The sequence below is a fragment of the Paraburkholderia sp. Ac-20347 genome (genome assembly GCF_017104805.1).
Lineage (GTDB): Bacteria > Pseudomonadota > Gammaproteobacteria > Burkholderiales > Burkholderiaceae > Paraburkholderia > Paraburkholderia tropica.
This window is the reverse complement of sequence record NZ_JAAGPN010000127.1, coordinates 1-23,109: the sequence shown is the minus strand read 5'-3', so window position 1 is coordinate 23,109 and position 23,109 is coordinate 1. Positions and strand designations below refer to the sequence as shown.

The 23,109-nt window shown below is 64.9% G+C and carries 23 protein-coding genes and 1 pseudogene; 9 read left to right on the top strand and 15 right to left on the bottom strand.

Features of this window, described 5'->3' with window-relative positions; genetic code table 11:
• Nucleotides 1-607 (top strand): annotated as a pseudogene (locus tag G3N97_RS23000) (ABC transporter permease); the annotation flags it as partial.
• Nucleotides 600-1,559, top strand: coding sequence for an ABC transporter permease (locus tag G3N97_RS22995; protein ID WP_205995263.1), 960 nt, complete (start codon nucleotides 600-602; stop codon nucleotides 1,557-1,559). The pseudogene G3N97_RS23000 and the gene G3N97_RS22995, both read left to right, overlap by 8 nt.
• Nucleotides 1,560-1,574: 15 nt before the next feature.
• Here the strand turns inward: G3N97_RS22995 and G3N97_RS22990 are convergent, their stop codons facing one another.
• Nucleotides 1,575-2,162 (bottom strand): isochorismatase family cysteine hydrolase, encoded by a 588-nt coding sequence (locus G3N97_RS22990; protein ID WP_205995262.1) that lies wholly within the window; start codon nucleotides 2,160-2,162, stop codon nucleotides 1,575-1,577.
• Between the two features lie 99 nt (nucleotides 2,163-2,261).
• A complete protein-coding gene (locus tag G3N97_RS22985; protein WP_205995261.1) occupies nucleotides 2,262-3,344 on the bottom strand; it encodes a tartrate dehydrogenase in 1,083 nt (360 codons plus the stop codon).
• Between the two features lie 303 nt (nucleotides 3,345-3,647).
• Here G3N97_RS22985 and G3N97_RS22980 point away from each other — a divergent pair, with 303 nt between their 5' ends.
• On the top strand, nucleotides 3,648-5,027 hold the full coding sequence (locus G3N97_RS22980; RefSeq protein WP_205995260.1) for an aspartate aminotransferase family protein: 1,380 nt from the start codon (nucleotides 3,648-3,650) through the stop codon (nucleotides 5,025-5,027).
• 132 nt (nucleotides 5,028-5,159) lie between these two features.
• Here G3N97_RS22980 and G3N97_RS22975 read toward each other — a convergent pair whose 3' ends face one another.
• The 9 genes from G3N97_RS22975 to G3N97_RS22935 form a co-directional block, all read right to left on the bottom strand.
• The gene (locus tag G3N97_RS22975) at nucleotides 5,160-5,591 is read right to left on the bottom strand and encodes an AraC family transcriptional regulator (protein WP_205995259.1); all 432 of its coding nucleotides are present in this window, start codon (nucleotides 5,589-5,591) and stop codon (nucleotides 5,160-5,162) included.
• Nucleotides 5,592-5,613: 22 nt separating this feature from the next.
• Nucleotides 5,614-6,795 carry an FAD-binding oxidoreductase gene (locus G3N97_RS22970; RefSeq protein WP_205995258.1) on the bottom strand — a complete coding sequence of 394 codons (1,182 nt, stop codon included), beginning with the start codon at nucleotides 6,793-6,795 and terminating at the stop codon, nucleotides 5,614-5,616.
• A complete protein-coding gene (locus G3N97_RS22965; RefSeq protein ID WP_205995257.1) occupies nucleotides 6,792-8,168 on the bottom strand; it encodes an FAD/NAD(P)-binding oxidoreductase in 1,377 nt (458 codons plus the stop codon). The genes G3N97_RS22970 and G3N97_RS22965 overlap by 4 nt, the downstream gene beginning before the upstream one ends.
• The gene (locus G3N97_RS22960) at nucleotides 8,147-8,458 is read right to left on the bottom strand and encodes a (2Fe-2S)-binding protein (RefSeq protein WP_205995256.1); all 312 of its coding nucleotides are present in this window, start codon (nucleotides 8,456-8,458) and stop codon (nucleotides 8,147-8,149) included. The genes G3N97_RS22965 and G3N97_RS22960 overlap by 22 nt, the downstream gene beginning before the upstream one ends.
• Complete coding sequence (locus G3N97_RS22955; RefSeq protein WP_205995255.1) at nucleotides 8,455-9,231, bottom strand: amino acid ABC transporter ATP-binding protein; 777 nt, start codon at nucleotides 9,229-9,231, stop codon at nucleotides 8,455-8,457. Before G3N97_RS22955 ends, G3N97_RS22960 begins: the two co-directional genes overlap by 4 nt.
• A 7-nt stretch (nucleotides 9,232-9,238) precedes the next feature.
• Nucleotides 9,239-9,898 carry an amino acid ABC transporter permease gene (locus tag G3N97_RS22950; RefSeq protein WP_065059647.1) on the bottom strand — a complete coding sequence of 220 codons (660 nt, stop codon included), beginning with the start codon at nucleotides 9,896-9,898 and terminating at the stop codon, nucleotides 9,239-9,241.
• 137 nt (nucleotides 9,899-10,035) lie between these two features.
• Nucleotides 10,036-10,797, bottom strand: coding sequence for an ABC transporter substrate-binding protein (locus tag G3N97_RS22945; RefSeq protein WP_205995254.1), 762 nt, complete (start codon nucleotides 10,795-10,797; stop codon nucleotides 10,036-10,038).
• Between the two features lie 71 nt (nucleotides 10,798-10,868).
• Nucleotides 10,869-12,146 (bottom strand): FAD-binding oxidoreductase, encoded by a 1,278-nt coding sequence (locus tag G3N97_RS22940; RefSeq protein ID WP_205995253.1) that lies wholly within the window; start codon nucleotides 12,144-12,146, stop codon nucleotides 10,869-10,871.
• A gap of 64 nt (nucleotides 12,147-12,210) precedes the next feature.
• The gene (locus G3N97_RS22935) at nucleotides 12,211-12,879 is read right to left on the bottom strand and encodes a haloacid dehalogenase type II (protein ID WP_205995252.1); all 669 of its coding nucleotides are present in this window, start codon (nucleotides 12,877-12,879) and stop codon (nucleotides 12,211-12,213) included.
• Between the two features lie 89 nt (nucleotides 12,880-12,968).
• Here G3N97_RS22935 and G3N97_RS22930 point away from each other — a divergent pair, with 89 nt between their 5' ends.
• Nucleotides 12,969-13,115 carry a hypothetical protein gene (locus tag G3N97_RS22930; RefSeq protein WP_205995251.1) on the top strand — a complete coding sequence of 49 codons (147 nt, stop codon included), beginning with the start codon at nucleotides 12,969-12,971 and terminating at the stop codon, nucleotides 13,113-13,115.
• 22 nt (nucleotides 13,116-13,137) lie between these two features.
• Here G3N97_RS22930 and G3N97_RS22925 read toward each other — a convergent pair whose 3' ends face one another.
• Both G3N97_RS22925 and G3N97_RS22920 read right to left on the bottom strand, forming a co-directional pair.
• On the bottom strand, nucleotides 13,138-14,631 hold the full coding sequence (locus G3N97_RS22925; protein WP_205995250.1) for an aldehyde dehydrogenase family protein: 1,494 nt from the start codon (nucleotides 14,629-14,631) through the stop codon (nucleotides 13,138-13,140).
• A gap of 518 nt (nucleotides 14,632-15,149) precedes the next feature.
• Nucleotides 15,150-15,761, bottom strand: a complete 612-nt coding sequence (locus G3N97_RS22920) for a helix-turn-helix domain-containing protein (RefSeq protein WP_205995249.1) — start codon at nucleotides 15,759-15,761, stop codon at nucleotides 15,150-15,152.
• A gap of 292 nt (nucleotides 15,762-16,053) precedes the next feature.
• Here G3N97_RS22920 and G3N97_RS22915 point away from each other — a divergent pair, with 292 nt between their 5' ends.
• The 5 genes from G3N97_RS22915 (at nucleotide 16,054) to G3N97_RS22895 (ending at nucleotide 20,169) form a co-directional block, all read left to right on the top strand.
• Nucleotides 16,054-16,959, top strand: a complete 906-nt coding sequence (locus tag G3N97_RS22915) for a GNAT family N-acetyltransferase (protein ID WP_346778109.1) — start codon at nucleotides 16,054-16,056, stop codon at nucleotides 16,957-16,959.
• Nucleotides 16,960-17,100: 141 nt separating this feature from the next.
• On the top strand, nucleotides 17,101-18,093 hold the full coding sequence (locus G3N97_RS22910) for a M14 family metallopeptidase (protein ID WP_205995264.1): 993 nt from the start codon (nucleotides 17,101-17,103) through the stop codon (nucleotides 18,091-18,093).
• On the top strand, nucleotides 18,090-18,434 hold the full coding sequence (locus G3N97_RS22905) for a cupin domain-containing protein (protein ID WP_205995247.1): 345 nt from the start codon (nucleotides 18,090-18,092) through the stop codon (nucleotides 18,432-18,434). Before G3N97_RS22910 ends, G3N97_RS22905 begins: the two co-directional genes overlap by 4 nt.
• Nucleotides 18,435-18,568: 134 nt before the next feature.
• Entirely contained in the window at nucleotides 18,569-19,639 is a 1,071-nt protein-coding gene (locus G3N97_RS22900) for a catalase family peroxidase (protein ID WP_205995246.1), read from the top strand.
• Nucleotides 19,636-20,169: a cytochrome b/b6 domain-containing protein gene (locus G3N97_RS22895; RefSeq protein ID WP_065059655.1), complete on the top strand. Its 534-nt coding sequence runs from the start codon at nucleotides 19,636-19,638 to the stop codon at nucleotides 20,167-20,169. Before G3N97_RS22900 ends, G3N97_RS22895 begins: the two co-directional genes overlap by 4 nt.
• A gap of 46 nt (nucleotides 20,170-20,215) precedes the next feature.
• Here the strand turns inward: G3N97_RS22895 and pdeM are convergent, their stop codons facing one another.
• Together pdeM and G3N97_RS22885 are read right to left on the bottom strand one after the other, a co-directional pair.
• Nucleotides 20,216-20,878: a ligase-associated DNA damage response endonuclease PdeM gene (pdeM, locus tag G3N97_RS22890; RefSeq protein ID WP_205995245.1), complete on the bottom strand. Its 663-nt coding sequence runs from the start codon at nucleotides 20,876-20,878 to the stop codon at nucleotides 20,216-20,218.
• A gap of 1 nt (nucleotide 20,879) precedes the next feature.
• Nucleotides 20,880-23,109, bottom strand: a 2,230-nt coding sequence (locus G3N97_RS22885; protein WP_205995244.1) for a ligase-associated DNA damage response DEXH box helicase, incomplete at its 5' end; no start/stop codon positions are given.

The following is a 23,109-nucleotide window of genomic DNA, read 5'->3' as shown; positions in this document are numbered from 1 at the left end:
GCCGCTGCTGGCCACGCTCACGACGATGAATCTCTGCGCGGGCCTCGAACTCGTGCTCACGCAGAATACGTCGGTGCCCGCGTCCTCGCCGCTGCTCGGCTGGTTGATCGACGAAGGCGCATTCGGCATCCCGCATATGGCGACGGCGCTGGTCGCGGTCGCTGCGCTGTTCACGCTGCTGGTCCACTACACACCGTTCGGGCTGCGCTTGCGCGCGAGCGGCGAGCACGCGCAAGCCGCGCGCGCGGCGGGCCTGAACGTGCGCGCTTATGTGGCCGCGAGCTATCTGATCGGCGGATTCGCGGCGGGACTCGCCGCGCTCGCCTCGTCGGCGCTGCTGAGCGGCAGTTCGCCGGGCGCGGGCGAAAACCTGCTGGCGGTGGTGGCGTCGGCGCTGCTCGGCGTGGTGTTTTCGCGCCGCATGGTCCCGACCATGCCCGGCACGCTGCTGGCCGTGCTGTTCATCGGCGTGGTCAGCAACGGCTTTCAACTCGACAACGTTTCCAGCTACTGGGTCAACGGCGTGGAAGGCGCACTGATCCTGTTCGTGGTCGCGACCACGGCGCTGCTGCGCCGTCGTCATCTCGGAACCCATGCTCATGACTGACTGGTTCGCGCGCGTTCAGCGCTTTTCGCTGCCGGGCGCGCTGGTCGCCGTCAGCGTGTTCTTCGCGGTGTGCTCGCCGGGCTTCGCGCGTACGGCCAACCTCGCCGACGTGCTGCTCAACAACTTCGCATTGCTGGCAATCGCGTCACTCGGCATGACGCTCGCGCTCTCGATCGGCGCGGTCGATCTCTCGCTCGGCACCGCTGTCGATGTCGGGAGCCTCGTGTTCGTGCTGCTCACCGCGCATCACGTGGGCGTGCCGCTGGCCGCGTTCGCGGGACTCGGCGCGGCCTTGCTGGTGGGCGCGTTCAACGGCGTGCTGGTGGCGGGACTCGGCATCGCGCCGTTTCTCGCGACGCTCGGCACGCTGTTTATCGGCCAGACCTTGCAGCAACTCGCCACCGATGGCGGTCAGCCCGTTTATCTGCTCGGCATGAGCCTGCCGCCGCTGTTCAGCGCGCTCGCGCACGGCAGCTTCGCGGGCGTGCCGCTGCCCTTGTGGATCGTCGCGGCGCTCGCGCTGGCCGTGCATGTGGCGCTCGCGCATTCGGTGTTCGGACGCTACAGCGCCGCGCTCGGCTCGCAGCCCGGCGTCGCGCGCTATTCGGGCTTGCCGGTCGCGGCCGTGGTGGTCGCCACCTTCGTGGCGGGCGCGCTGATCTATGGCGTGGTCGGCCTGCTGCTGGCGTCGATGGTGAAGGCCTACGTGCCGCAAGCGGGCAACGGTTATCTGCTCAACGCGATCGGCGCGACTTTCATCGGCACGACGCTGTCACGCACGCGGCGCCCCAATGTGCCTGGCACGCTGCTCGGCGTGTTGCTGCTGAGTCTCGTCGCGAACGGATTGTTGCTGATCGGCTGGAACTTCTATTGGCAGCAAGTGGCGACGGGCGTGCTGATTTTCGCGGTGCTGGCGCTGAGTTTCGCCTCGCGACGCGCGGAATTCGCGTGAGGTGGTGTGCTTCGCTCACGCGAGCAGGCGCAGCGCCTCGTCGAGTGAGAGCACCGTACTGCGGGTTTCGAACGCCGTAGCAAACAGATGCTCGTGCACGACCTCATCCGGGTCGTAACAACAGTCCTTGACGGTGTAGAGACGGAAGTCCGCGTCGCTCGCATGAGACAGCGACGAGAGCACGACACCCGTCGACGCAATGCCCACCATGATCAGCGTATCCACGCCTTGCGCCGCGAGTTGCGCCTGCAAACCGGTGCCGGTGAATACGCTGGCACGATGCGCGTCGATCAGCGCTTCGTCGGGCTGTTGAGCCAGTTCCGGCGCGGTCCGGTCGTCGATAAACAGGCCCAGACTTTTAATGCCCTGCCCGTTCTTGTTCAACGAACTGACTTCCGGATATCCGGCGCTGAATCGCAGATTGGCGAACACCACGCGCACGCCTTTCGCGCGCGCGGCATCGCATAACGCGCGCGTATTCGCGAGCAAAACCGGCGCGACCGCCGGAAACAGCCCGAGAATATCGGTCTGATAATGCATGACGAGCAACGCGGCGCGCGCGGGCTCGAAGGCGGCAAACGACGAATGCGCGTGTGCGGTCATGACGTCTCCACGGGAAAGCGGACCGCCACACGGTAACGCGGCGGTCCGATCCCGGCAAGTGTCAGGCTCGTGCGCACACGCACACGCTGGCTGCGGGGCTTATTGCAACGCAGCAACCACCGCCGCGCCCACGTCCGCCGTCTTCGACGTGCCGCCCATATCGGGCGTGCGCGGACCTTCCACGAGCACCTTCTCGATCGCCTGCATGATCGCGTCGTGCGCCGCCTTGAACTGCGCGTCGCCGTTGCCGAGGAATTCGAGCATCATCGCGCCCGACCAGATCATCGCGACCGGATTCGCAATCTGCTTGCCGAAAATATCGGGCGCGGAACCGTGAACAGGTTCGAACAGCGACGGGAACTTGCGCTCCGGATTCAGATTCGCCGACGCCGCGAGGCCGATCGTGCCCGTGCAGGCAGGACCGAGGTCGGAAAGAATATCGCCGAACAGATTCGAGGCCACCACCACGTCGAAACGATCGGGCTGCAAAACAAAGCGCGCGCACAGAATGTCGATGTGCTGTTTATCCCATTGCACTTGCGGATAATCCCGCGCCATCTCCGCGACGCGTTCGTCCCAATACGGCATGCTGATCGAAATGCCATTCGACTTCGTGGCCGCCGTGAGTTTCTTGCGGCCGCGCTGATTCGCGAGTTCGAATGCGTACTTGAGAATGCGATCCACGCCCTGGCGCGTGAACACCGATTCCTGCAGCACGAATTCACGCTCGGTACCTTCGAACATCTTGCCGCCCACCGAGCTGTATTCGCCCTCGGTGTTTTCGCGCACGACGAAGAAGTCGATATCGCCGGGCTTGCGGTTGGCGAGCGGACACGGCACGCCCGGCAGCAGACGCACGGGACGCAGATTCACATACTGGTCGAATTCGCGGCGGAATTTGAGCAGCGAACCCCACAGGGAAATATGGTCGGGCACCTTCTCGGGCCAACCCACCGCGCCGAAGTAAATCGCATCGAAACCCTTGAGCGTGGCGAACCAGTCGTCGGGCATCATCTTGCCGTGCTGCAGGTAGTAATCGCAGCTCGCCCAGTCGAAATGCGTGAACTCGATAGAGAGGCCGAATTGCTTCGCGGCGGCTTCCACCACGCGCACGCCCTCGGGCATCACTTCCTGACCAATGCCGTCGCCGGCAATCGCCGCGATCCTGTAAGTCTTGCTCATTGTTTCGGTTACCTGTTCGTGTGTGAAGAGACCATGGGGCAGGAATGGCGTTGATCCATCCGGCCGCGCCACCAAACCGCATCGAATATCGCCGCATTGTAGACGCGATTTGGCGAACCGCGAAGCGCTTCGGCACACGTGGCGCGGCGTTGGAACGCCCCAGCAGAAAATGCTGAAAAGCCCCCGAAAAGAGTGCGCCGCTGCTGTTTGCGCGATTTTTTCCCTGCACGCCGAGACACGCGCGGCGCTACCATCGTGCGATCCACTTTGTCACTCACCGTCATTCAACGGGGCCGTCACGTCATGTCCAATTCGCCGCTGATCGAAGCCGATCGCAAGCATCTGATTCACCCTGTGATCAACTATCGCGCGCATGAAGCGCGAGGGACGACCGTGCTCGAATCCGGTCACGGCGCGTATCTGCGCGATATCGACGGCAATGAATTGCTCGACGCGTTTTCGGGTCTCTGGTGCGTGAATGTCGGTTACGGTCAGCAGAGCATTGTCGAAGCCGCCACGCGCCAGATGACGCGACTGCCTTACGCGACCACGTATTTCCATTTCTCGTCGGAACCGGCCATCGAACTGGCGCAGAAACTCGTCGACGTGACGCCGGCTTCGCTGCAGCACGTGTATTTCACGCTCGGCGGTTCCGATGCGGTCGATTCGGCGATTCGCTTTATCACGCATTATTTCAACGCCACGGGCCGTCCGGGCAAGAAGCAGATGATTGCGCTCGAACGCGGTTATCACGGTTCGTCGTCGGTCGGTGCGGGCCTCACGGCGCTGCCCGCGTTTCATCGCCATTTCGATCTGCCGCTGCCGAACCAGCATCATCTGCCCTCGCCTTACGCCTATCGCCGCGAAGACGGTGCCGACGACGCCGCGCTGATCGCCGCTTCCGTCGCGTCGCTCGAAGCGAAAGTCGCGCAACTCGGCGCGGAACATGTGGCTGCGTTTTTCTGCGAGCCGATTCAAGGTTCGGGCGGCGTGATCGTGCCGCCGCGCGGCTGGCTCAAGGCGATGCGCGACGCGTGCCGCCGTCTCGACATCCTGTTCGTGGCCGACGAAGTCATCACGGGTTTCGGCCGCACCGGCCCGCTGTTTGCCTGCGAAGCCGAAGATGTCGAGCCCGATCTGATGACGGTCGCCAAAGGTCTCACCTCGGGTTATGCGCCGATGGGCGCTGTGCTCATGTCCGACGCCGTGTATCAAGGCATCGCGGGCGACAAGAACGATACGGCGATCGTGGGCCACGGCCAGACCTATTCCGCGCATCCGGTGAGCGCCGCCATCGGTCTCGAAGTTTTGCGCCTCTATCACGAAGGCGGTCTGCTCGCGAACGCGCAGGCATTGGCGCCCCGTTTCGCCGCCGGTCTCGACGGCCTGCTCGATCATCCGCTCGTGGGCGATTCGCGTCATCGAGGTCTGCTTGGCGCGCTCGAACTCGTCGCGAACAAATCCACGCGCGCGCGTTTCGATGCTTCGCTGAAACTCGCGGATCGCATTGCGGCGTCCGCTTATCGCAATCGCCTGGTGTTCCGCGCTTTCGGCGACAACATTCTCGGTTTCGCACCCGCGCTCTGTTATGGCGAAGCGGAATTCGAGCAGTTGTTCACGCGCCTGAAACGCACGCTCGACGATGTGCTCGAAGAGCGCGAAGTACGCGCCGCGTTGTCATAAAGGGCTTGACTGAATCGCGCGCGCTTTCTAAAAAGAAGCGCGCGCAACTATCGCTTAAGTTCCGGCTGCGAGATTCGCCTTGAGTCTCGCGGCTTTTTTATTGCGCGCACGGATCAAGCTGCACAAGACGCCTCACGCACGCGAAGCGACAGGAACAATCGGGGATAAAGAAAGAGACGGCGCGCCCGCATTGAGCCATTCGACCGGTGTGCGGCCCAGCACGCGTTTGAAATGGCGGCACAAATGGCTTTGATCGAAAAAGCCCACTTCCGCCGCCACGAGCGAAGGCGAGATGCCACGGCGCAGCAGACGCTGCGCGTGACGCACGCGCACGATGCGCACATATTGCTGCGGCGACACACCCACTTCGCCGCTAAAACGCGCCGCGAAACGCGACACGCTCAGTCCCGCTATTTCCGCAAGTTCGCTCAGACTGATCGGCTCGGCGAAACACGACTCGATGAAATCGAGCGCGCGCTGCACGGCGCGCGTCGTTTCCGTGGTGCGGGTTTCGCCGCTGCGCCGTGCAGTCGGCGCGGTCTGCAAAGTCGAAGCAATCAACATGGCATGCCTGCGAGTCCGTGAATCAGGTCGCCGGCACCGATTGCGGTGCGGCCTGCGGACCGCCTGCAGGCGGTTGAAAGGCGGCAAAGCGGCGAATATCGAACGGCTCGATCGGCGTCGAGCTTGCGCCCGTGTCGATCAGTTCGGCCATCGTGTCGCCCACGCCCGGTCCGAGTTGAAAACCGTGCCCGCAGAAACCGAACGCGTAGAACAAACCGGTCGTGGTTCCGCTCGCGCCCATGATCGGCCGATCGTCGGGCATATAGCCTTCCACGCCGCTCCAGACGCGAATAATATTGAGCCGCTTGAGCGCGGGCGCGACGCGCTGCGCCTGGCGAAATTGCAGCAAGGTGCTTTGCGGCAGCACTTTCGCACGACGCGCATCGAGAAACGCAGGCCCGCGTGCACAACCGCCAATCACGATATTGCCGCGCGCGACCTGGCGGAAATACACGACCTCCGCGATCTGCGGCGACGATACGCCCACTGCCGGCGCGATGCTATACGGCACCGGTTCAGTCACGGCCATTTGCGGACCGTGGACGGCAATCGGCACCGGCTCGCCGAACTGCTCGCTCAAAGTGCTGCCCCACGCACCGGCCGTAATCAGCAGAACGGGCGCATGAAACGTGCGGCCGTCGGCGCTGGTGGCGCGAAACTCATTGCCTTCTTTTTCGACCGAGACAATATCGGTGTTTTCAAAGATTTGCGCGCCGAGTTTCGCGGCGGCGCGTCCGAACGCGGGCGCAGCGAGACGCGGATTCGCATGGCCGTCGATAGGCGCATACGAACCGGCCAGCACTTCAGGGCCGATAAACGGAAAGCGCTTGCGCAAGGCATCGCCGTGCAGCATTTCCAGATCGAGGTTGTAATGCTTCGCATCGCGCGCGTAGGTCTCGAACATGTCGGCCTGCTCGGAGCGATAGCACACGCGCAAATGGCCTGACATCAGAAACTCGGCATCGTGACCGATCAATTCCGGCATGCGCAGCCAGATTTCTCGCGAGCGGTTCGCCAGCGGCAATTGCGCGAGCAAGCGCCCTTGACGGCGCACGTTGCCGAAGTTGGTGCCGCTCGCCTGCTGGCCGATCAACTGGCGTTCGAGCAGAATCACCGACTTGCCGCGGCGACGCAGGAAAAACGCGGTGGCGGCGCCCATGAAGCCGCCCCCCACGATCAAAACATCGGCTTGCGCGCGCTTCACTCCGTATCCTCCACAGTCGCGATGGCCAGCGGCTTCACGGGCGCCTGCCCGCGCAAACGTCCGACTTGCTCGAGCGGCACGCGCGCGGCGTCCGCGATAATTTCCGCCGCCGCGTGGCCGCAATAGCGTCCCTGGCAACGGCCCATGCCCACGCGGCTCAGCGCCTTCGCGCGGTTGGCTTCCTGCGCGCCCTCGTCGCGGATCACGCGGCGCAATTCGCCCGCCGTGATGCCTTCGCAGCGGCACACAATGGTTTCGTCGGGCAGCTTCGCGATCTGTTGCGCGGGCCACTCGAACGCTTGCGCCAGTCCCTCGCGAAAGCGGTCCATGCGGCGTTGCTCGCGCTTGAGCGCATCGAGCGCGCCCGCTTGCTCTGTTCGGCCCAGATCGATCAGCGCGGCATGCGCAGCAAGACGGCCCGCGTTTTCGGCACCATCCGCGCCCAGCACACGCACGCCATCGCCCGCGAGATACACGCCGGGCACGCTGCTGCGTCCGAGTTCGTCGATTTGCGGCAGCCATTGACGCGTCAGCGTATCGAAGCGGAACGCGCAGCGCGCGAGATCGGCGAGCTGCGTTTCGGGACGCAGGTGATAGCCCATGCCGATGGCGTCGCAATCGATCTGCTCGATCTGGCCGCTCGCGGTGCGAAAGCGCACGGCGCTCACACCCTCGTCCGGCGTGCCGACGATTTCAACCGGCTCGATGCCGTTGTACATCGGCACGCCCGCACGCTTGAGCGCACCCACGAGCGCGCTGCCCTTGCGCAAAACATCGAAACGCGCAAGCAGCTTCGGCAAGGCACACAAACGCGCGCCTGCCGCCGACGTATCGAGCACGGCGGCGACTTTCGCGCCCGCCTGCACATATTGACTCGCGACCAGATACAGCAGCGGCCCGGTGCCCATGAACACCACGCTCCGCCCGATCGAACAGGCCTGCGATTTCAGCGCGATCTGCGCCGCGCCGAGGCTATAGGTACCCGCGAATTGCCAGCCCTTCACGGGAAGCAATCGATCGGTCGCGCCGGGGCACAGAATCAGCGCATCGTAATCGAGCGCGCTCGCATGACCGTCGCGCACGATATGCAGCTTTTTGTCCCAGATATTCCACGCGAGCGTTTGCGGCCGATAATCGATCTGCGCGCGCAAGCGCGTGAAGGTCTCGTGCAGATCCTGCGCACGCAGCGCTTCCGTGCCGTAGAGCTTTGCATACGGACGCGTGAAGCCATCAGGCTGACGCCGATAGATCTGCCCGCCGTCTCGGCGGCCTTCGTCGATCAGCGTAGGGCGCAGGCCCGCGGCCAGCAGCGTTTGCGCGCAGCGCACGCCCGCCGGCCCCGCGCCGACGATCACAATGCGAGGTTCGCCCATTGCGCCTCCGGTTGAGTGGTCACGAGACGCATGCCGGCTTCGACCACGGTCGTGCAGGCACGCAGGCGTTCGCCCGCATCGGTCCAGACCCAGCAGTCCTGGCACGCGCCCATCAGGCAATAGCCCGCGCGTTTCTCCTCGCCGAATTCCGACTGGCGCACATATCGCACGCTGCACAGCATGGCCGTGAGCAGCGTATCGCCTTCGAGCGCTTCCACGCTGTGCCCGTCGATCACGATCGACACCTTGGCGCGCGCGGTTTCGCCGAGCCGCACGAATCGTCCGTTCATGCCGCCGCTCCCGCCGCGCCTTCAGGCGCGCTTTGCGTTTCGCTGCGATTGCCCAGCACGTGACGCAGGAATTCGCGCGTGCGGGCTTCGCGCGGCGTGCACAACACCTGCTGCGCGCTACCTTGTTCGATGATGTGGCCGCCGTGCAGAAAGCACACGCGGTCCGCGACTTCGCGCGCAAAGCCCATTTCGTGCGTGACGACCAGCATCGTCATGCCTTCCTTCGCGAGCGTGCGCATCACACTGAGCACTTCGCCGACGAGCTCGGGATCGAGCGCGGAAGTGGGTTCGTCGAACAGAATCGCCTTCGGCTTCATCGCGAGCGAACGCGCAATCGCCACGCGCTGCTGCTGACCGCCCGAAAGCTGATGCGGATAATAGTGAAGCTTGTGGCCGAGCCCGACCTTGTTGAGCAATTCCTCGGCGTCGCGCTTGGCCGAATGCAGCGGTTCCTTCTTCACATGCACCGGCCCTTCCATCACGTTTTCGAGCGCGGTGCGATGCGGAAACAGATTGAAGCGCTGAAACACCATGCCCACTTGCGTGCGCAGATGATTGATATGACGCGAGCGCTGTTCGACACGCTGATCGAGCAGTTTGATTTCGCCCGCGTCGTACGATTCGAGCGCGTTAATGCAGCGCAGCAGCGTCGATTTGCCGGAGCCGGACGCGCCGATCAGACACACCACTTCGCCCTGTTCGATCTTCAGCGAAATGCCGTTGAGCACGGGCGTGGCGCCAAAGCTCTTGTGGACATCGGTAATTTCGATCATCGCAACCTCACTTCTTCGCCTTGTGCTTGCCGAAACGGCGCTCGAGATGCCGCGTCATGCTCATGAGCGGCAGGCTCATCAGCAGATACCCGATCGCCACGAGCGTATAGACGGTGATATTCTGGAACGTCGATGCCGCGATCAACTGACCTTGTCGCGTCATTTCCGCCACCGTGATGGTGGACGCGAGCGACGAGTCCTTGAGCATCATCACCAGCGTATTGCTGTACGGCGGCAGCGCGACCTTCACCGCTTGCGGCAGAATCACGCGCACCATCGTTTTCACGCGGCCCATGCCCAGCGATTGCGCCGCTTCATACTGGCCCGGATCGACGGCCTCGATACCCGAGCGGATGATTTCCGCGACATAGGTCGAATAACCGAAACTCAAGCCGATAATGCTCGCCTGCAACGCCGACACTTCAATATGAAAGTCCGGCAAGACGAAATAAATATAGAACAGCAGGACGATCATCGGCAGGCCGCGCACCACGTTGATCATCGCGCTCACGGCCGTCACCACCGCCGGATAACGCGACATCTTGAGCAGTGCCCACACGAGGCCCAGCGCAGTGCTCAGCAGCAGGCAGCCAACCGTGATGATGATGCTCATCACCGCGCCTTGCAGCAGGATCGGGACAAAATCGACTATGTCGTGCCAACGCATGGTGTGCCTTATGCTTTCATTCGCGGACGGGGGAAAGCCCGCGAGTCATACGCCGCGCCGCGAAGGCGGGCCGGGCCGGAGCGCGGCGGCGGTGCGAACCTTCTCGCCGCGCCGCATTCCGGTCATTCAGTGGCGGATCAGCCCGCCAGGTGCCACTTCTTCAGGATCTTGTCGAGCGTGCCGTCGGCCTTCATCTTCGTGAGCGCGTCGTTCACTTTACCGAGCAGCGCCGTGTTGCCCTTCTTCACGCCCACGGCAATATCGAACTTCTGCATCGGCACGTAATCGTCGTCCACGCGCGTGCCGGCCATCGCGCCCGCGGCTTCCTGCGCCTTGAGAATCGGATAGTCGTTGAAGCCCGCCACGATGCGGCCGATCGCAACGTCACGCGTCATGTCGGCCGGGCTGTCGTACATCTTCACTTCCTTGAAGATGCCGAGCTTGACGAGCTGGTCGCCGTAGTCAGTGCCCGTGGGCGCGCCGACCGACATGCCCTTCATGTCCTGCACCGACTTGTAGTTGGTCTTGTTCGATTCCTTCACGATGATGCCTTCGCCGAAAGCCGTGACCGGCTGCGAGAAGTCGACCACTTCGGCGCGCTTGGCCGTGGGCGTCATGCCCGCGACGATGATGTCGATCTTGCCCGAGACCACGGCCGGAATCAGCGCCGAGAACGGCACGGCCTGATACGACACGTCGAAGCCCTCGCGCTTGCCGATTTCGCGCACGACGTCGGGCATGATGCCTTCGATCTTCTGCGTCTTGACGTCGAGGAAGGTGGTCGGCGCGCTCGACGGCGGCGAGCCGGCGGTCACGGTCGGGGTATCGGCATGGGCCGCGCCGCAGAACAGCGAGAACGCGACGGAAGCGGCGGCGAATGCAAGGGTGGTACGCGACATGGTCTGGTTTCCTTGTGGAGAGTCTTGACTATTTGCGCTGCGCCGTGAAAGGGTCGGCGCTCGGCATCGGCTCAATGAAGCACATCCTGCAACCGGTAATACGCGCCGACGAGCGGCAGAAACCACGCGCGCCCGAAGTGTCCGGGTATCGCAGGCCATTCGAGCGCTCGCCACGGGTTGCGCGTGGCGGCACCGAACATCACGTCGGCCATCACGCGGCCCATGTGCACCGACATCTGCACACCGTGGCCGCTGTAGCCCATCGAATAGAACAAACCTTCGTGCTCGCCCGCGCGCGGCAGCCGGTCGGCCGTCATGTCGACGAGACCGCCCCAGCAGTAATCGAGGCGCACGTCGGCGAGTTGCGGAAAATACTGAAGCATGCCGTCACGCAAAATACGGCCGCTCTTTTCGTCCGAACGCGGATTCGACATCGCGAAACGCGCACGGCCGCCGAACAGCAAACGGTCGTCGTGCGTCGGACGAAAGTAATTGCCGATCTGGCGCGTCGTCACATACGAACGGCGCGTGGGCAGCAGCGCATCGAGACGCGCCTTGCCGAGCGGCTCCGTGACGACGATAAAACTGCCGACGGGCGCGATGCGGCGGCGAAACCATTGCAGCGGACCGCTCTGCGAAGCACCGGTAGCGAGCAGCACGCGATCGGCACGCAGCGTGCCGCGTTCGCACTGCACTTCGTAAGCGTGGCCGCCGAGCGGCTTGAGGCCGACCATCGACGTTTCCTCGAAGATCTGCGCGCCGTGACGCGCCGCCGCTTCGGCCAGACCGACACCGAACTTGCCCATATGCAGCTGCATGCCGTTGTGCTGCACGAGGCCGCCGTAGAAACCGTCCGACGCGATTTCGTCGCGAATACGTTCGCGCGAAACCAGCTCGACGTCTTCATCGACATCGCGCTTCAAGGCTTCGAAGGTCTTCTCCAGCGACGCGTAATGATGCGGCTTGGCAGCGAGCTTGATCTTGCCGCTCCGGCGCAGATCGCAATCGATCTGTTCTTCCTCGACGATCTGCGCAACCGACTTCACGGCTTCGGCGTAAGCGCGATAAAACAGCGAGGCGCGCTCCTTGCCGAGTTTCGCCGAGAGCGCCGCGTAGTCCTGCGCGACGCCCGTGTTGCAATGTCCGCCGTTGCGGCCCGACGCCTGGCCCGCGATGCGCCCGGCTTCCAGCACCGTGACCGAATAGCCGCGCTTCGCGAGCGCCAGCGCCGCCGACAAGCCGGTAAAGCCACCGCCCACCACGGCCACGTCCACGCGGCCGGCGAGCGGCCCCTGGGCGGGCTTCGTAAAGCGCGGCGCGGTATCGAGCCAGTACGAATCGAGCTTCATCGTGTTGCGTTCCTGATGACCGACGGTGAGGGCAAGTGGGCGAATGAACCGGCAATAACGCTGCTTACAGGCCGAGCTGTTCCGCGAGATGCGGCAGGCTCTTGACTTCGTTGACCTGGTAATACGGCGTGAGCGGTTCGTGGGCGCGATTCACGAAAGCCTTGTGCTTGATGCCCATGTCGTAAGCCGTCATGAGGTCGTAGCGGAAGCTCGACGAAACGTGCAGCACGTCTTCCGGGTTGCAGTCGAGCTGATCGAACATGTATTCGAACGCCTTGCGCAGCGGCTTGTACGCCTGCGCCTGCTGCGCCGTGTAGACCTTGTGGAACGGCGCGCCGAGCTTCTCGACGTTGCTGTGGATCTGCGAGTCGTCGGCGTTCGAGAGAATCACGAGCTTGTACTTCGAGGCGAGACGCGAAAGACCTTCCGGCACATCCGCGTGCGGGCCCCACGTGGGCACCGCGTCGTAGATCTTCAGCGCGGTCGCTTCTTCGAACGGTACGCCGGTGCGCTCGCAGGTGCGGCGAATCGAATTCACCACGACATCGCGATACGGCTTCCATGCGCCGAGCACTTCATCCAGACGATAGCCGCGGAAGAATTCCACGAATTCGTTCATCTTCGCGGCATCGAGTTGGTCGCCGTAAAGCTGGCGCGCGGTGTCGGCCATCTGGAAGTTGGTCAGCGTGCCGTAGCAGTCGAAGGTGATGTACTTCGGCTCGAAATCGATCATGGTCTGCATCCTGTCGTCGTGGCGAACCTGTTTTCAGGCTCGAATCAAGTGAGAACGGCGCGCTGCGCATGCATGCCAACTAATCAGTCATGCTGACGAAATCGGCGCGGCCCGGGGTGTCGAAAATACTTGTGAAGCGTTACGCGCAATCCGTGTTCAATGAAATGAACGCTGCACGGATCGTGCGCCCATGCGGCGAAATTGAAACCGAAGTTAAAGCCTGCGTTGAAGCCTGAGTTGCAACGATTGCGGTAAAACTCAGGCCGTATCGAAATCGATCAGCACGCTCTTGTGGCGCATGCTCGCTTCGAGCGCCTGGCGTCCAAGATCCTTGCCGATACCCGACTGCTTGAAGCCGCCGGTCGGAATGATCATGTCGCCGCTGCGGCCATAGCGATTGATCCAGATCGTGCCCGCCGCGATGCGCCGCATCGCACGCATGGCCTGGCCGATATCGCTCGTATGCACGCCGGCCGCGAGACCGTAGGTCGGGTGCGCCGCGAGCGCGATGCCCTCCTCTTCGTCCTCGAAGGTCTGCACGGTGAGCACCGGGCCGAACAATTCTTCGCGCACGGCGGGTGTGTCGTCGGTGACGTTGGCGAGCAACGTCGGGCGATGAAACCAGCCGTCTTCGGTGTCTTCGAAAAAGCCGCCGCCGCACAGCACTTCCGCGCCTTGCGCACGGCTCTCGTCGATCAGCGTGGCAATGCGCTGCGCCTGCGTGGGGCTGATGATCGGCGAATAACGCGTTGCGCTCGACCACATCGCGCCCGGCGCAATGCCTGCGAGTTCGCGTTGCACGGCGTCGATCAGCGGTTCGGCGATCTGCTTGTGAACGATCAGACGCGTACCCGCCACGCAGGCCTGACCGCCGTTCGCGGTAAAGCCGCGCGCCACGCAGCGCGCCGTGTGAGCGAGATCCGGCACCTGCGCGAACACCAGTTGCGGGCTCTTGCCGCCCAGTTCGAGCGTGACCGGCTTGGTGCCGTGAAAAGCGGCTTCGCTCATGATCGCGGCGCCCGTGCGCGTCGATCCGGTGAAACTCACCTTCGAAATATCGGGGTGCCGCGTGATGGCCGAACCGGTGGTCGCGCCGCGTCCGTTCACGACATTGAAAATGCCCGGCGGCATGCCCGCTTCGATCGCCAGTTCGGCGAGACGCAGCGTGGAAAACGGCGTCATTTCCGAGGCTTTCAGCACCACCGCATTGCCCGCCGCCAGTGCCGGACCGCATTTCCACGAACACATCGAGAGCGGAAAATTCCACGGCGTGATCGCGCCGATCACACCATAGGGCTCCGAGGCGACGAAGCCGAGACTGCCTTGACGCGTCGCCGCAATGTCGCCGCCGAGCTTGTCCGCGAGTTCCGCGAAGAAGCGAATCGCTTCGGCCGTGAACGGCACATCCGACGCATACGCTTCCGCGACCGGACGCGTGGAGCTGACCGCTTCGAGCTGCGCCAGCGCGACCACGTTTTCGTCGATCAGTTGGGCCCAGCGCGTCAGCACCCGGGCGCGTTCGCGCGGCGAGCGCGTGCCCCAGCCGCTCGTCTTCCAAGACTGCAGCGCGTTCGATACCGCGTAATCGACGGTCTGCGCCGACGCATCCGGCACGTAACCCAGCAGACGACCGTCCGAGGGACGATGCACGGCGATCGGCGTTTCATCGGTCTGGTAATACGCGCCGCCAATGAAATGGCCTTGCGGCAGCGTGATTGCGGACGGATCGAAATCCAGCGACGGAGTAGTCATGCTCAGCCTGTTCGAAAACCGGTTAGCCCGGCGATGGCGCGCTCGCGAGTCGTAGCGTGCGCGCCATCGCCGCTTCAGCAAGTGGCGGTTCGATGCCTCAGCGGCAAAATGAACAACCACGCGTTGAAGTTCATTATAGTGAACAGACGAGGCTTGGCTAGTGATCAAAAATAATTCTGCGAAATGCATGCTCATGCGCTTTGCTTACGCGAGAATCGGGCCAGGGCGAACCCGTAGCGGCGATTCGACTCACGCGCGCTTCATTACTGGCGCGCTGGCGGCACACAAGCGGCACGCACTTGACACGCATTCGGCACACAAGCAATCGACAGAAGAATGAAACGGCAAGGCGCGCGCGTTCATCCGCGCGATACAGGCCGGTATCGCGGGCATCAACGAGAATGAAAGCGTGGGGAGATGGCGCGTGAAGCGCGTTCAGAACGAAGCGAGGAAGAACAAGCAGGATGCGGCGCCGAACCAGACGATAAACCGGCGATAACCGGCGCCACCAAAGACACTTAAAGATGAATGACCGGCGGCCGCGTGTTCATGATCCATAACAGCCGCGCCGTCTTGCTGCTTTCATTGCGCACGCTGTGCGGCACCGTGCTCTTGAACTGGAAGCTGTCACCCGCGCGCAGCTCGGCGCGCTGATCGCCCACGTTCAGGATCACCGTGCCTTCCATCACGAGGCCGCATTTTTCGCCGACGCCCACCAGCACCTCCTCCGAGCCCGAACCCGCCGGCAGCATGATGACCATCATCTGCAGATCGTGCTCGCCGTGCGGCGACAGCAGTTCTTTCTGCATGCCGTTCTTGCCCACTTCGAACAGCGGGCGCTCCGCCGCGCGGCGCACGAAATCGCCCGTGAGCGGATCGGACGGCGCATCGTCCTCTTCAAGTAACGCGCTCAACGGCACGTCGAGCGCCTGACGCAGACGCTCCAGAATGCGCACGGACGGATTGGCCTTGTTGCGCTCGACCTGGCTCACGGTGCCGACCGACACGCCCGCGCGCAGCGCGAGTTCATTGACGGACAGGCCGCGCGCGTTGCGCAGCGCGCGCAGCCGCGCGCCGACATCGGCGTGGCTCGGCAACACCGCGACTTTCTTGCTGGACTGGGTTCGCATGAGTTTCCTGTTGAATTCGGTGCCGGGCGCGCAAAACCGGTTCGTTCCCCAACGCCGGCGCACGGTTTCGGTGCATGGCGACGGCGCGGCGCGTCCGCTGCGTGACAGTGAAAGCACGCACAATGCCACTCATTATATTGAAACTTTTCTGAATGCGATGAACAATAAAAAAGCCGCGCGCTGTCGCCGCTTGTGCTCGCTCAAGTCAGGAAGATCGTCCTATGAAGCCTGCGAGCCGCATGCGACAGTCGAATCTGAACATGCCGTCCACGCCGTTATCCAGGAGTCCGCTGTGTCCGAATCCGCCGTCAAGCCCGACCTTCACTACCGCCGTTTCAGCGCCGACGACATCGACGCCGCCCACGGTCTCTCCGTGGCCGTGCGCTGGCCGCATCGCCCCGAAGACTGGCGCTTCGCTCTCGAGGCGGGCGAAGGCTTCGTCGCCGTCGACAACGGCGTCGTGATCGGCACGGCACTGTGCTGGAAGTTCCGCGCCGACCGCGCCACGCTCGGCATGGTGATCGTCTCGCCCGATCAGCAAGGACGCGGCATCGGCCGCAAGCTGATGGAACTCGTGCTCGAAGCGCTCGGCGAGCGCGTGACTTTCCTGCACGCCACACCCGCCGGTCAGCCGCTCTACGAGAAGCTCGGCTTCGCGGCCTGCGGCGGCCTCACTCAACACCAGGGCACGGTCGAACAGGCGCCCGCCGTCGTGCTGCCGCAAGGCGAAACGCTGCGCGCCGTCGCGCCCGCCGATCTGGCGACACTCATCGATCTCGCTTCGCGCGGCTGCGGCCTCGACCGCAGCGCCACGTTGCCAGCCCTGTTCGCGGTCGCGCAAGGCGGCGTCGTGCTCGAACGCGACGGCGTCATCACCGGCTTCGCGCTCGCGCGCCGCTTCGGCCGCGGCTACGCCATCGGCCCCGTGGTCGCCGCGACGTCGGGCGACAGTGGCGATCTCGACGATCACGCACGCGCGAAAGCCCTCGTCTCGCACTGGCTCGCGCAGCACGTCGGCGACTTCGTGCGCCTCGACGTGCCGGGCGGCGCGGGTATCGAAGCGTGGCTGCCGAGCGTCGGCCTCGTGCCCGTGGATTCGGTCGTCAAGATGGTGCGCAACGCGAGCGCCGAGAAGCACAGCGGCGAACCCGACGCGGCCTGGCGTGCTTACGGCATCATCAATCAGGCGATGGGCTGACGCGCCATGACAGTGCGCATCCAGCCCGCTCCGTAGCGGACTGGATGCCGCCCGCATTCGCCAAGGAACCCGAATCAACCAATCCCGACTCGACGCTTCTCCGTCGATCAACTATCTCTGCCACGGAGATCCCGCATGAGCATGGACGCCTATCCGATCGAAGTCGCGTTCCCCGACATCGCCGCGCACGCCGAAGGCAACACCGGCATCGCCTACGTGCATACGTTCGACTCCGGCGCGCCCGGTCCGCATGTGATGGTGAACGCGCTCACGCACGGCAATGAAGTGTGCGGCGCGATCGTCGTCGATGCCTTGTTGCGCGCGCAACTTCGTCCTCGCCGCGGCCGTCTCACGCTGGCGTTCGCGAACGTCGATGCGTATGCGCGTTTCGATCCCGCGCAACCCGACAAGGCGCGTTTCGTCGATCAGGATTTCAACCGCGTCTGGACCGCCGCCACGCTCGACGATACGTCGCGCCGCTCGTCCGAACTCGATCGCGCGCGCGTCATGCGCCCCGTGATCGACAGCGTCGATCTGCTGCTCGATCTGCATTCGATGCACGAAAAGAGCGCGCCGCTGATCGTCGCCGGGCCGCTCGACAAAGGCATTGCACTCTCCGCGCAACTCGGCGTGCCCGCTACCGTGATCTGCGACGAGGGTCATCCGGAAGGCCGCCGTATGCGCGACTACGAAGGCTTCGGCGATCCGCAAAGCGCGAAGAACGCGCTGCTGATCGAGTGCGGACAACATTGGGAAAAGCGTGCCGTCGATGTCGCGCGCGACAGCACCGCGCGCTTTCTGCTGCACGCGGGCGTGATCGACGCGAGCGATCTGCCCGGCGGCTGGCTCCAGCCGCTGCCCGCGCAGATGACCGTCGTGCGCGTGACCGAACCCGTGGTCGCGAGCAGCATGGATTTCCGTTTCGCCGGTCCTTATACGGGCCTCGAAACTTTCGATACGGCGGGCACGGTGATTGGCTGGTCGAATGGCGAACCCGTGCTCACGCCCTACGACGACTGCATGCTCGTCATGCCTTCGCTGCGTCAGTTGCGGCCCGGCGTGACCGTCGTGCGGCTCGGCCGCATCGAACAGCGACTCGATCACACCTCACGTCAACAGGAATTCATTCAGTGAAAGTTCAGCAGATTCAGCAGGCCGCGCAGGTGACGGAACTCGAAGACTGGGGCACGGCGGGCCTGCCCGGCACGGAGCCCGCGCGCGTCACGGGCCGCCAGGTGGTGATTCCCGGCGCGGAAGCCGTCGACACGGGCGTGTTCGAATGCTCGCCCGGCACGTACCGGCGTTCGGTGAAGGAAGCCGAGGTCATGCATTTCCTGTCCGGCTCGGGGCGCTTCACGCCCGATGGCGAAAAAACGCTGCATTTCAAGGGCGGCGACACGATGTTCTTCGAAGCCAATACCGAAGGCCTTTGGGAAATCAACGAAACGCTGCGCAAGATCTACGTGATTTTCTGATGCTGCATCGCACCGCGCCGACATTCCGGCGCGGCGGTGCGCGCTAAAAGGGATTCATCAGACCCAACATTTCACGCCCACGTTTTTTTGCCACCTGATAGATTGCACGAACGCTCAGCTAAGGAGACCGTGCAATGGCTGGCAACAACACCTCCCCACCTTCGAATTCGAATCACCTCGGCGCGCTGGCGCTGATCGGCGTCGTCGTGCTGGCGCTGGCCGCCGCATTCGCGTGGACCGCCGGCTGGCTGTCTCCGCACCGGCTCACGCCCGCCAAACTGGTCGACCGGCTCGCCCCGCCCGGCGGCCCCGCGCTGGGCTTCCGGCGCAATCACGCGAAGGGCATCTGCTTCACGGGCCGCTTCGAATCGAACGGCGCGGGCGCGCAATTGTCGAGCGCGCCGATGCTCGCCGCCGGCACGTTCGCCGCCACGGGCCGCTTCAATCTCGCGACCGCCGACCCGCACGCGCCCGACCCGAGCGTCCACGTGCGCGGCCTCGGCCTGCGCATCGGCTCGCCCGGCGGCAGCGAGTGGCGCTCGGCCATGATCGACGCGCCGTTCTTCCCCGTCGCCACGCCGCAAGCGTTCTACGAGCTGCTCGGCGCGGCGGGCAACAAGAGCGATCCGGACGCGATGAAGCACTTCATCGCCGCGCATCCCGAGTTCGCGCACTTCGGCGCGTGGGCATCGACGACGCCGCTCACCGCGTCGTTCGCGCAGGACCGCTACAACAGCCTGAACAGTTTCATCTTCACGAACGCGGCGGGCGAGGCGCATGCCGTGCGCTGGTCCTTCGTGCCGGCGGCCGCGCCGCAACCGCTCTCCGCCGCCGACGCGGCGCACCTCGCGCCCAACTTCCTCGAAACCGATATCGTCCAGCGCGTGCAGGCCGCGCCGCAACGCTGGACGCTGCGCATCACGGTCGCGAATCCGGGCGATCCGACCGCCGATCCGAGCCAGGCCTGGCCCGACGACCGGCGCACCGTCGACGCGGGCACGCTCATCGTCACGGCGATCGAACCCGAAGCGGACGGCCCGTGCCGCAACCTCAACTTCGACCCGACGGTACTGCCCGCCGGCATGCACGTCTCGGACGATCCGTTCCCGGCCGCGCGCTCAGCCGCCTATTCGGTGTCGTTCAACCGCCGCACCGCCGAAGACAAGGACTACCCGCGCGGCAACGCGCAAGGAGTCGCGCCATGAACGCCGTCCACCCCCGCTTCAGTCCCGCGCAGCGCGTCCTGCACTGGCTCATGGCGATCTGCATTCTCGCGATGCTGTTTATCGGCGTGGGCATGGTGTCGACGGTGCGGCCCGACTACCTCACGCTCGTCTCCATCCACAAGCCGCTCGGCATCGCGATTCTGGTGCTCGCGCTGATCCGCCTCGTGCTGCGGCTCGTGCGCGGCGCGCCGCCGCTGCCCGCAGCCATGCCGGAGCCGATGAAGCTCGTCGCGCGCCTCTCGCACGTCGTGCTGTACGCGCTGATGATCGCGCTGCCGCTGATCGGCTGGGGCATGCTTTCGGCGGCCGATTATCCGGTGATGGTGCTGGGCGTGCGCCTGCCCGCGTTCCTGCCGCACAGCAACGCGCTGCATTCGGCGCTCTGGAACGCGCATCGCTTTCTCGCGCTGTGCTTCTTCGCGCTGATCCTGCTGCATCTCGCGGCGGCGCTCCTGCATGCGCTGGTGCGCCGCGACGGCGTGTTCGAGTCGATGGCGTCGTGGCGCTGAGCCTCCGCCAGCAGAGGTTGCGAGGACGATAAAGACGTCGCGCGCATCAGCGCCGGACGCTGAAGATGCGATTCGCGGCCACCACGTACACGCTTTCCGGCCCGCGCTCGCCGCTGCCTTCGTAGCCGCCGGTCAGCGCGCCGAAGGCCGGCAGCACGCCCACGCGCGCGCCGAAGCGAAAGCACGGCAAACGCACGCGGTCGACGCCCGTGCGCAGCGTATAGACCGGATGCTCGTGTCCGGCGAGCACATAGCCGTCCGCGTCCGGCTGCGGATGATGACATAGCGCCCACGGCCCGAGTCGATACGGTTCGAACACCGTCTCGATGCCGAATTCATCGGCGAGCGCGCCCGCGTGCCGATCGTGATTACCCTCCACCAGCACGAGGCGCAGCCCGCGATGCGCCGCGCGCCAGCGGCGCAACCCGTCGAGCACCTCGGGCGCATGCGATTCGCGCGCGTGCAGCAGATCGCCGAGAAAATACAGCGATTGCGGCGCGAACTGCGCGATCACGGCGTCGAGGCGCGCGAACGTGTCGGCTGTCGCGCCCGTCGGCACCGGAATGCCGCGCGCGCGAAACACGGCGTCCTTGCCCAGATGCACGTCCGCGACGAACACCGCGCGGTTCACGGGATCGAACGCCACGCGCTGCGCCGAGAGCGTCAGCGGCGCGCCGTTCACGTCGATCGGGTAGGTTTGCGCGGCCATGTCAGTCGGCGCGGTGCGCGGCGGTTTCGAGTTCCGCAAGCATGCGCTCGACGCGATCGGCCAGATGCTCGGTGGTCACTTTTTCGCGCAGCCGGGCGACGATCAGCGGAAACGCAAACGGCGTCGGCCTCGGCGGACGCGCGAGTACGAAGCGACTCGTGCTCATGCGCGCGAGCGCCGCGCGAATGCGCTCGAATTCCAGCTCTTGCCGCACGACTTCCTGATCGGCCTGCGTGAGCAGCAGATTCGCGCTGTCGTATCGGCGAAAGACTTCGTAGAACAGTCCGCTCGACGCCTGCAACTGGCGCGCGCTCTTTTGCTGTCCCGGATGCCCCTGAAAAACCAGCCCCGAAACGCGCGCGATCTCGCGAAAGCGTCGCGCGGCGAGTTCCGATGCGTTGAGGCTCGCGAGGATGTCGTCTTCGAGATGGGCGGCGGAGAACAGGCCGTCGTCGACCAGCGCCTGCCAGTCGAACGGTTGGGCGCACAGCAGTTCGAAGCCGTAGTCGTTCACCGAAATCGAAAACGTGCTCGGCTGGTCGCGCGCGACGCGCCAGCCAATCAACGCGCCCAGCCCGATATGCGCCATGCGGCCCGCGAACGGAAAGCAAAAAAAGTGATGACCTTCGCGCGTGCGCACGCTTTCGGCTACCAGCACGCCCGGTCCGGGCAACGCCGACCAGCGCGCCTGGAGTTCGAGCAACGGCTGGATCGCGCGCATTTCCGGCTCGTCGTAGATGCCGTCGCTGGCGCGCGCGAGCATCACGAGCGTGGCGTCGGCCAGTTCGGACGACAACGGCATCTTGCTACCCGCCCATTGCGGCATCGCGCCGCGCGAGGAATGCGCGCGCTTCACGTAGGCGGTCATGTCGCGCACGCGCACGAGTTCGAGCGCGCGTCCGCCGAACGTGAAGACGTCGCCGGGTTTGAGGCGCGCAATGAACGACTCCTCCATCGCGCCGATGCGGCCGCCCGACAGAAAGCGCACGTCGATGGTCGAGTTGGCGACGATCGTGCCGATGTTGTTGCGATGGCGGCGCGCGAGGTCGTCGCGCGGCACGCAATAGACGCCATCGGCGTCCGCCGCCACGCGGTGATAGTCGGGATACGCGCCGAGCGAGGCGCCGCCGCGTTCGACGAAGGCCAGCGCCCAGTCGAATTCGGCGGGCGTGAGATCGCGATACGCATAGGCGCTGCGAATCTCCTCGTAGAGCGCGCCCGGCGTGAAGCCGCCGCCGATCGCCACCGTCACGAGATGCTGCACGAGCACGTCGAAAGGTTTGACCGGCATGTCGCGGCCTTCGATGCGGCGCTCGCCGATCGCCCAGCGCGCGGCGGCCGCCTCGACCAGTTCGAGCGCATGCGTGGGCACGATGGTGACGCGCGAGACGCGGCCCGGCGCGTGGCCCGAGCGCCCCGCGCGCTGCATCAGCCGCGCGACGCCTTTGGGCGAGCCGATCTGGAACACGCGCTCGACGGGCAGAAAGTCGACGCCAAGATCGAGACTCGACGTGCAGACGACGGCTTTCAGGCGGCCGTGCTTCAGGCCGGCTTCGACCCAGTCGCGCACCGACTTGTCGAGCGAGCCGTGATGCAAGGCGATGAGCCCGGCCCAGTCGGGCCGCAGTTCGAGCAGCGACCGATACCAGGCTTCGGCCTGCGAGCGCGTGTTGGTGAACACCAGCGAGCTTTGCGCCGCGTCGATCCCCGCGGCGACCGCGCCCACCTGGCGCGTGCCCAGATGGCCGCCCCACGGAAAGCGTTCGATGGTGGCGGGAATCAGCGTATCGACGATCAGGGTTTTGGGTTGCGCGCCGCGCACGTTCACGCGCGGCGTGCGTACGCCATGCAGCAGCGCGTCGTGCGCGAGCGCGAGATTGCCGAGCGTCGCGGACAGCCCCCAGACCTGGAGTTCGGGCCGCCAGTGCGTGAGGCGTGCGAGCGCAAGCTGCGTTTGCGTGCCGCGCTTGTTGCCGAGCAGTTCGTGCCATTCGTCGACCACGACGAGCCGCAGATGCGCCAGTTCCTCGCGCGCCTGGGCGCGTGTGAGCATCAGCGTGAGGCTTTCGGGCGTCGTGACGAGCGCCGACGGCATGCGTCGGTTTTGGCGCGCGCGCTCGGTCGACGAGGTGTCGCCGGTGCGCAGCCCGACGGTCCACGGCGCGCCCAGCGCCTGGGTTGCGCTCTGTAGCGCCCGCGCGCTATCGGCGGCGAGCGCGCGCATCGGCGTG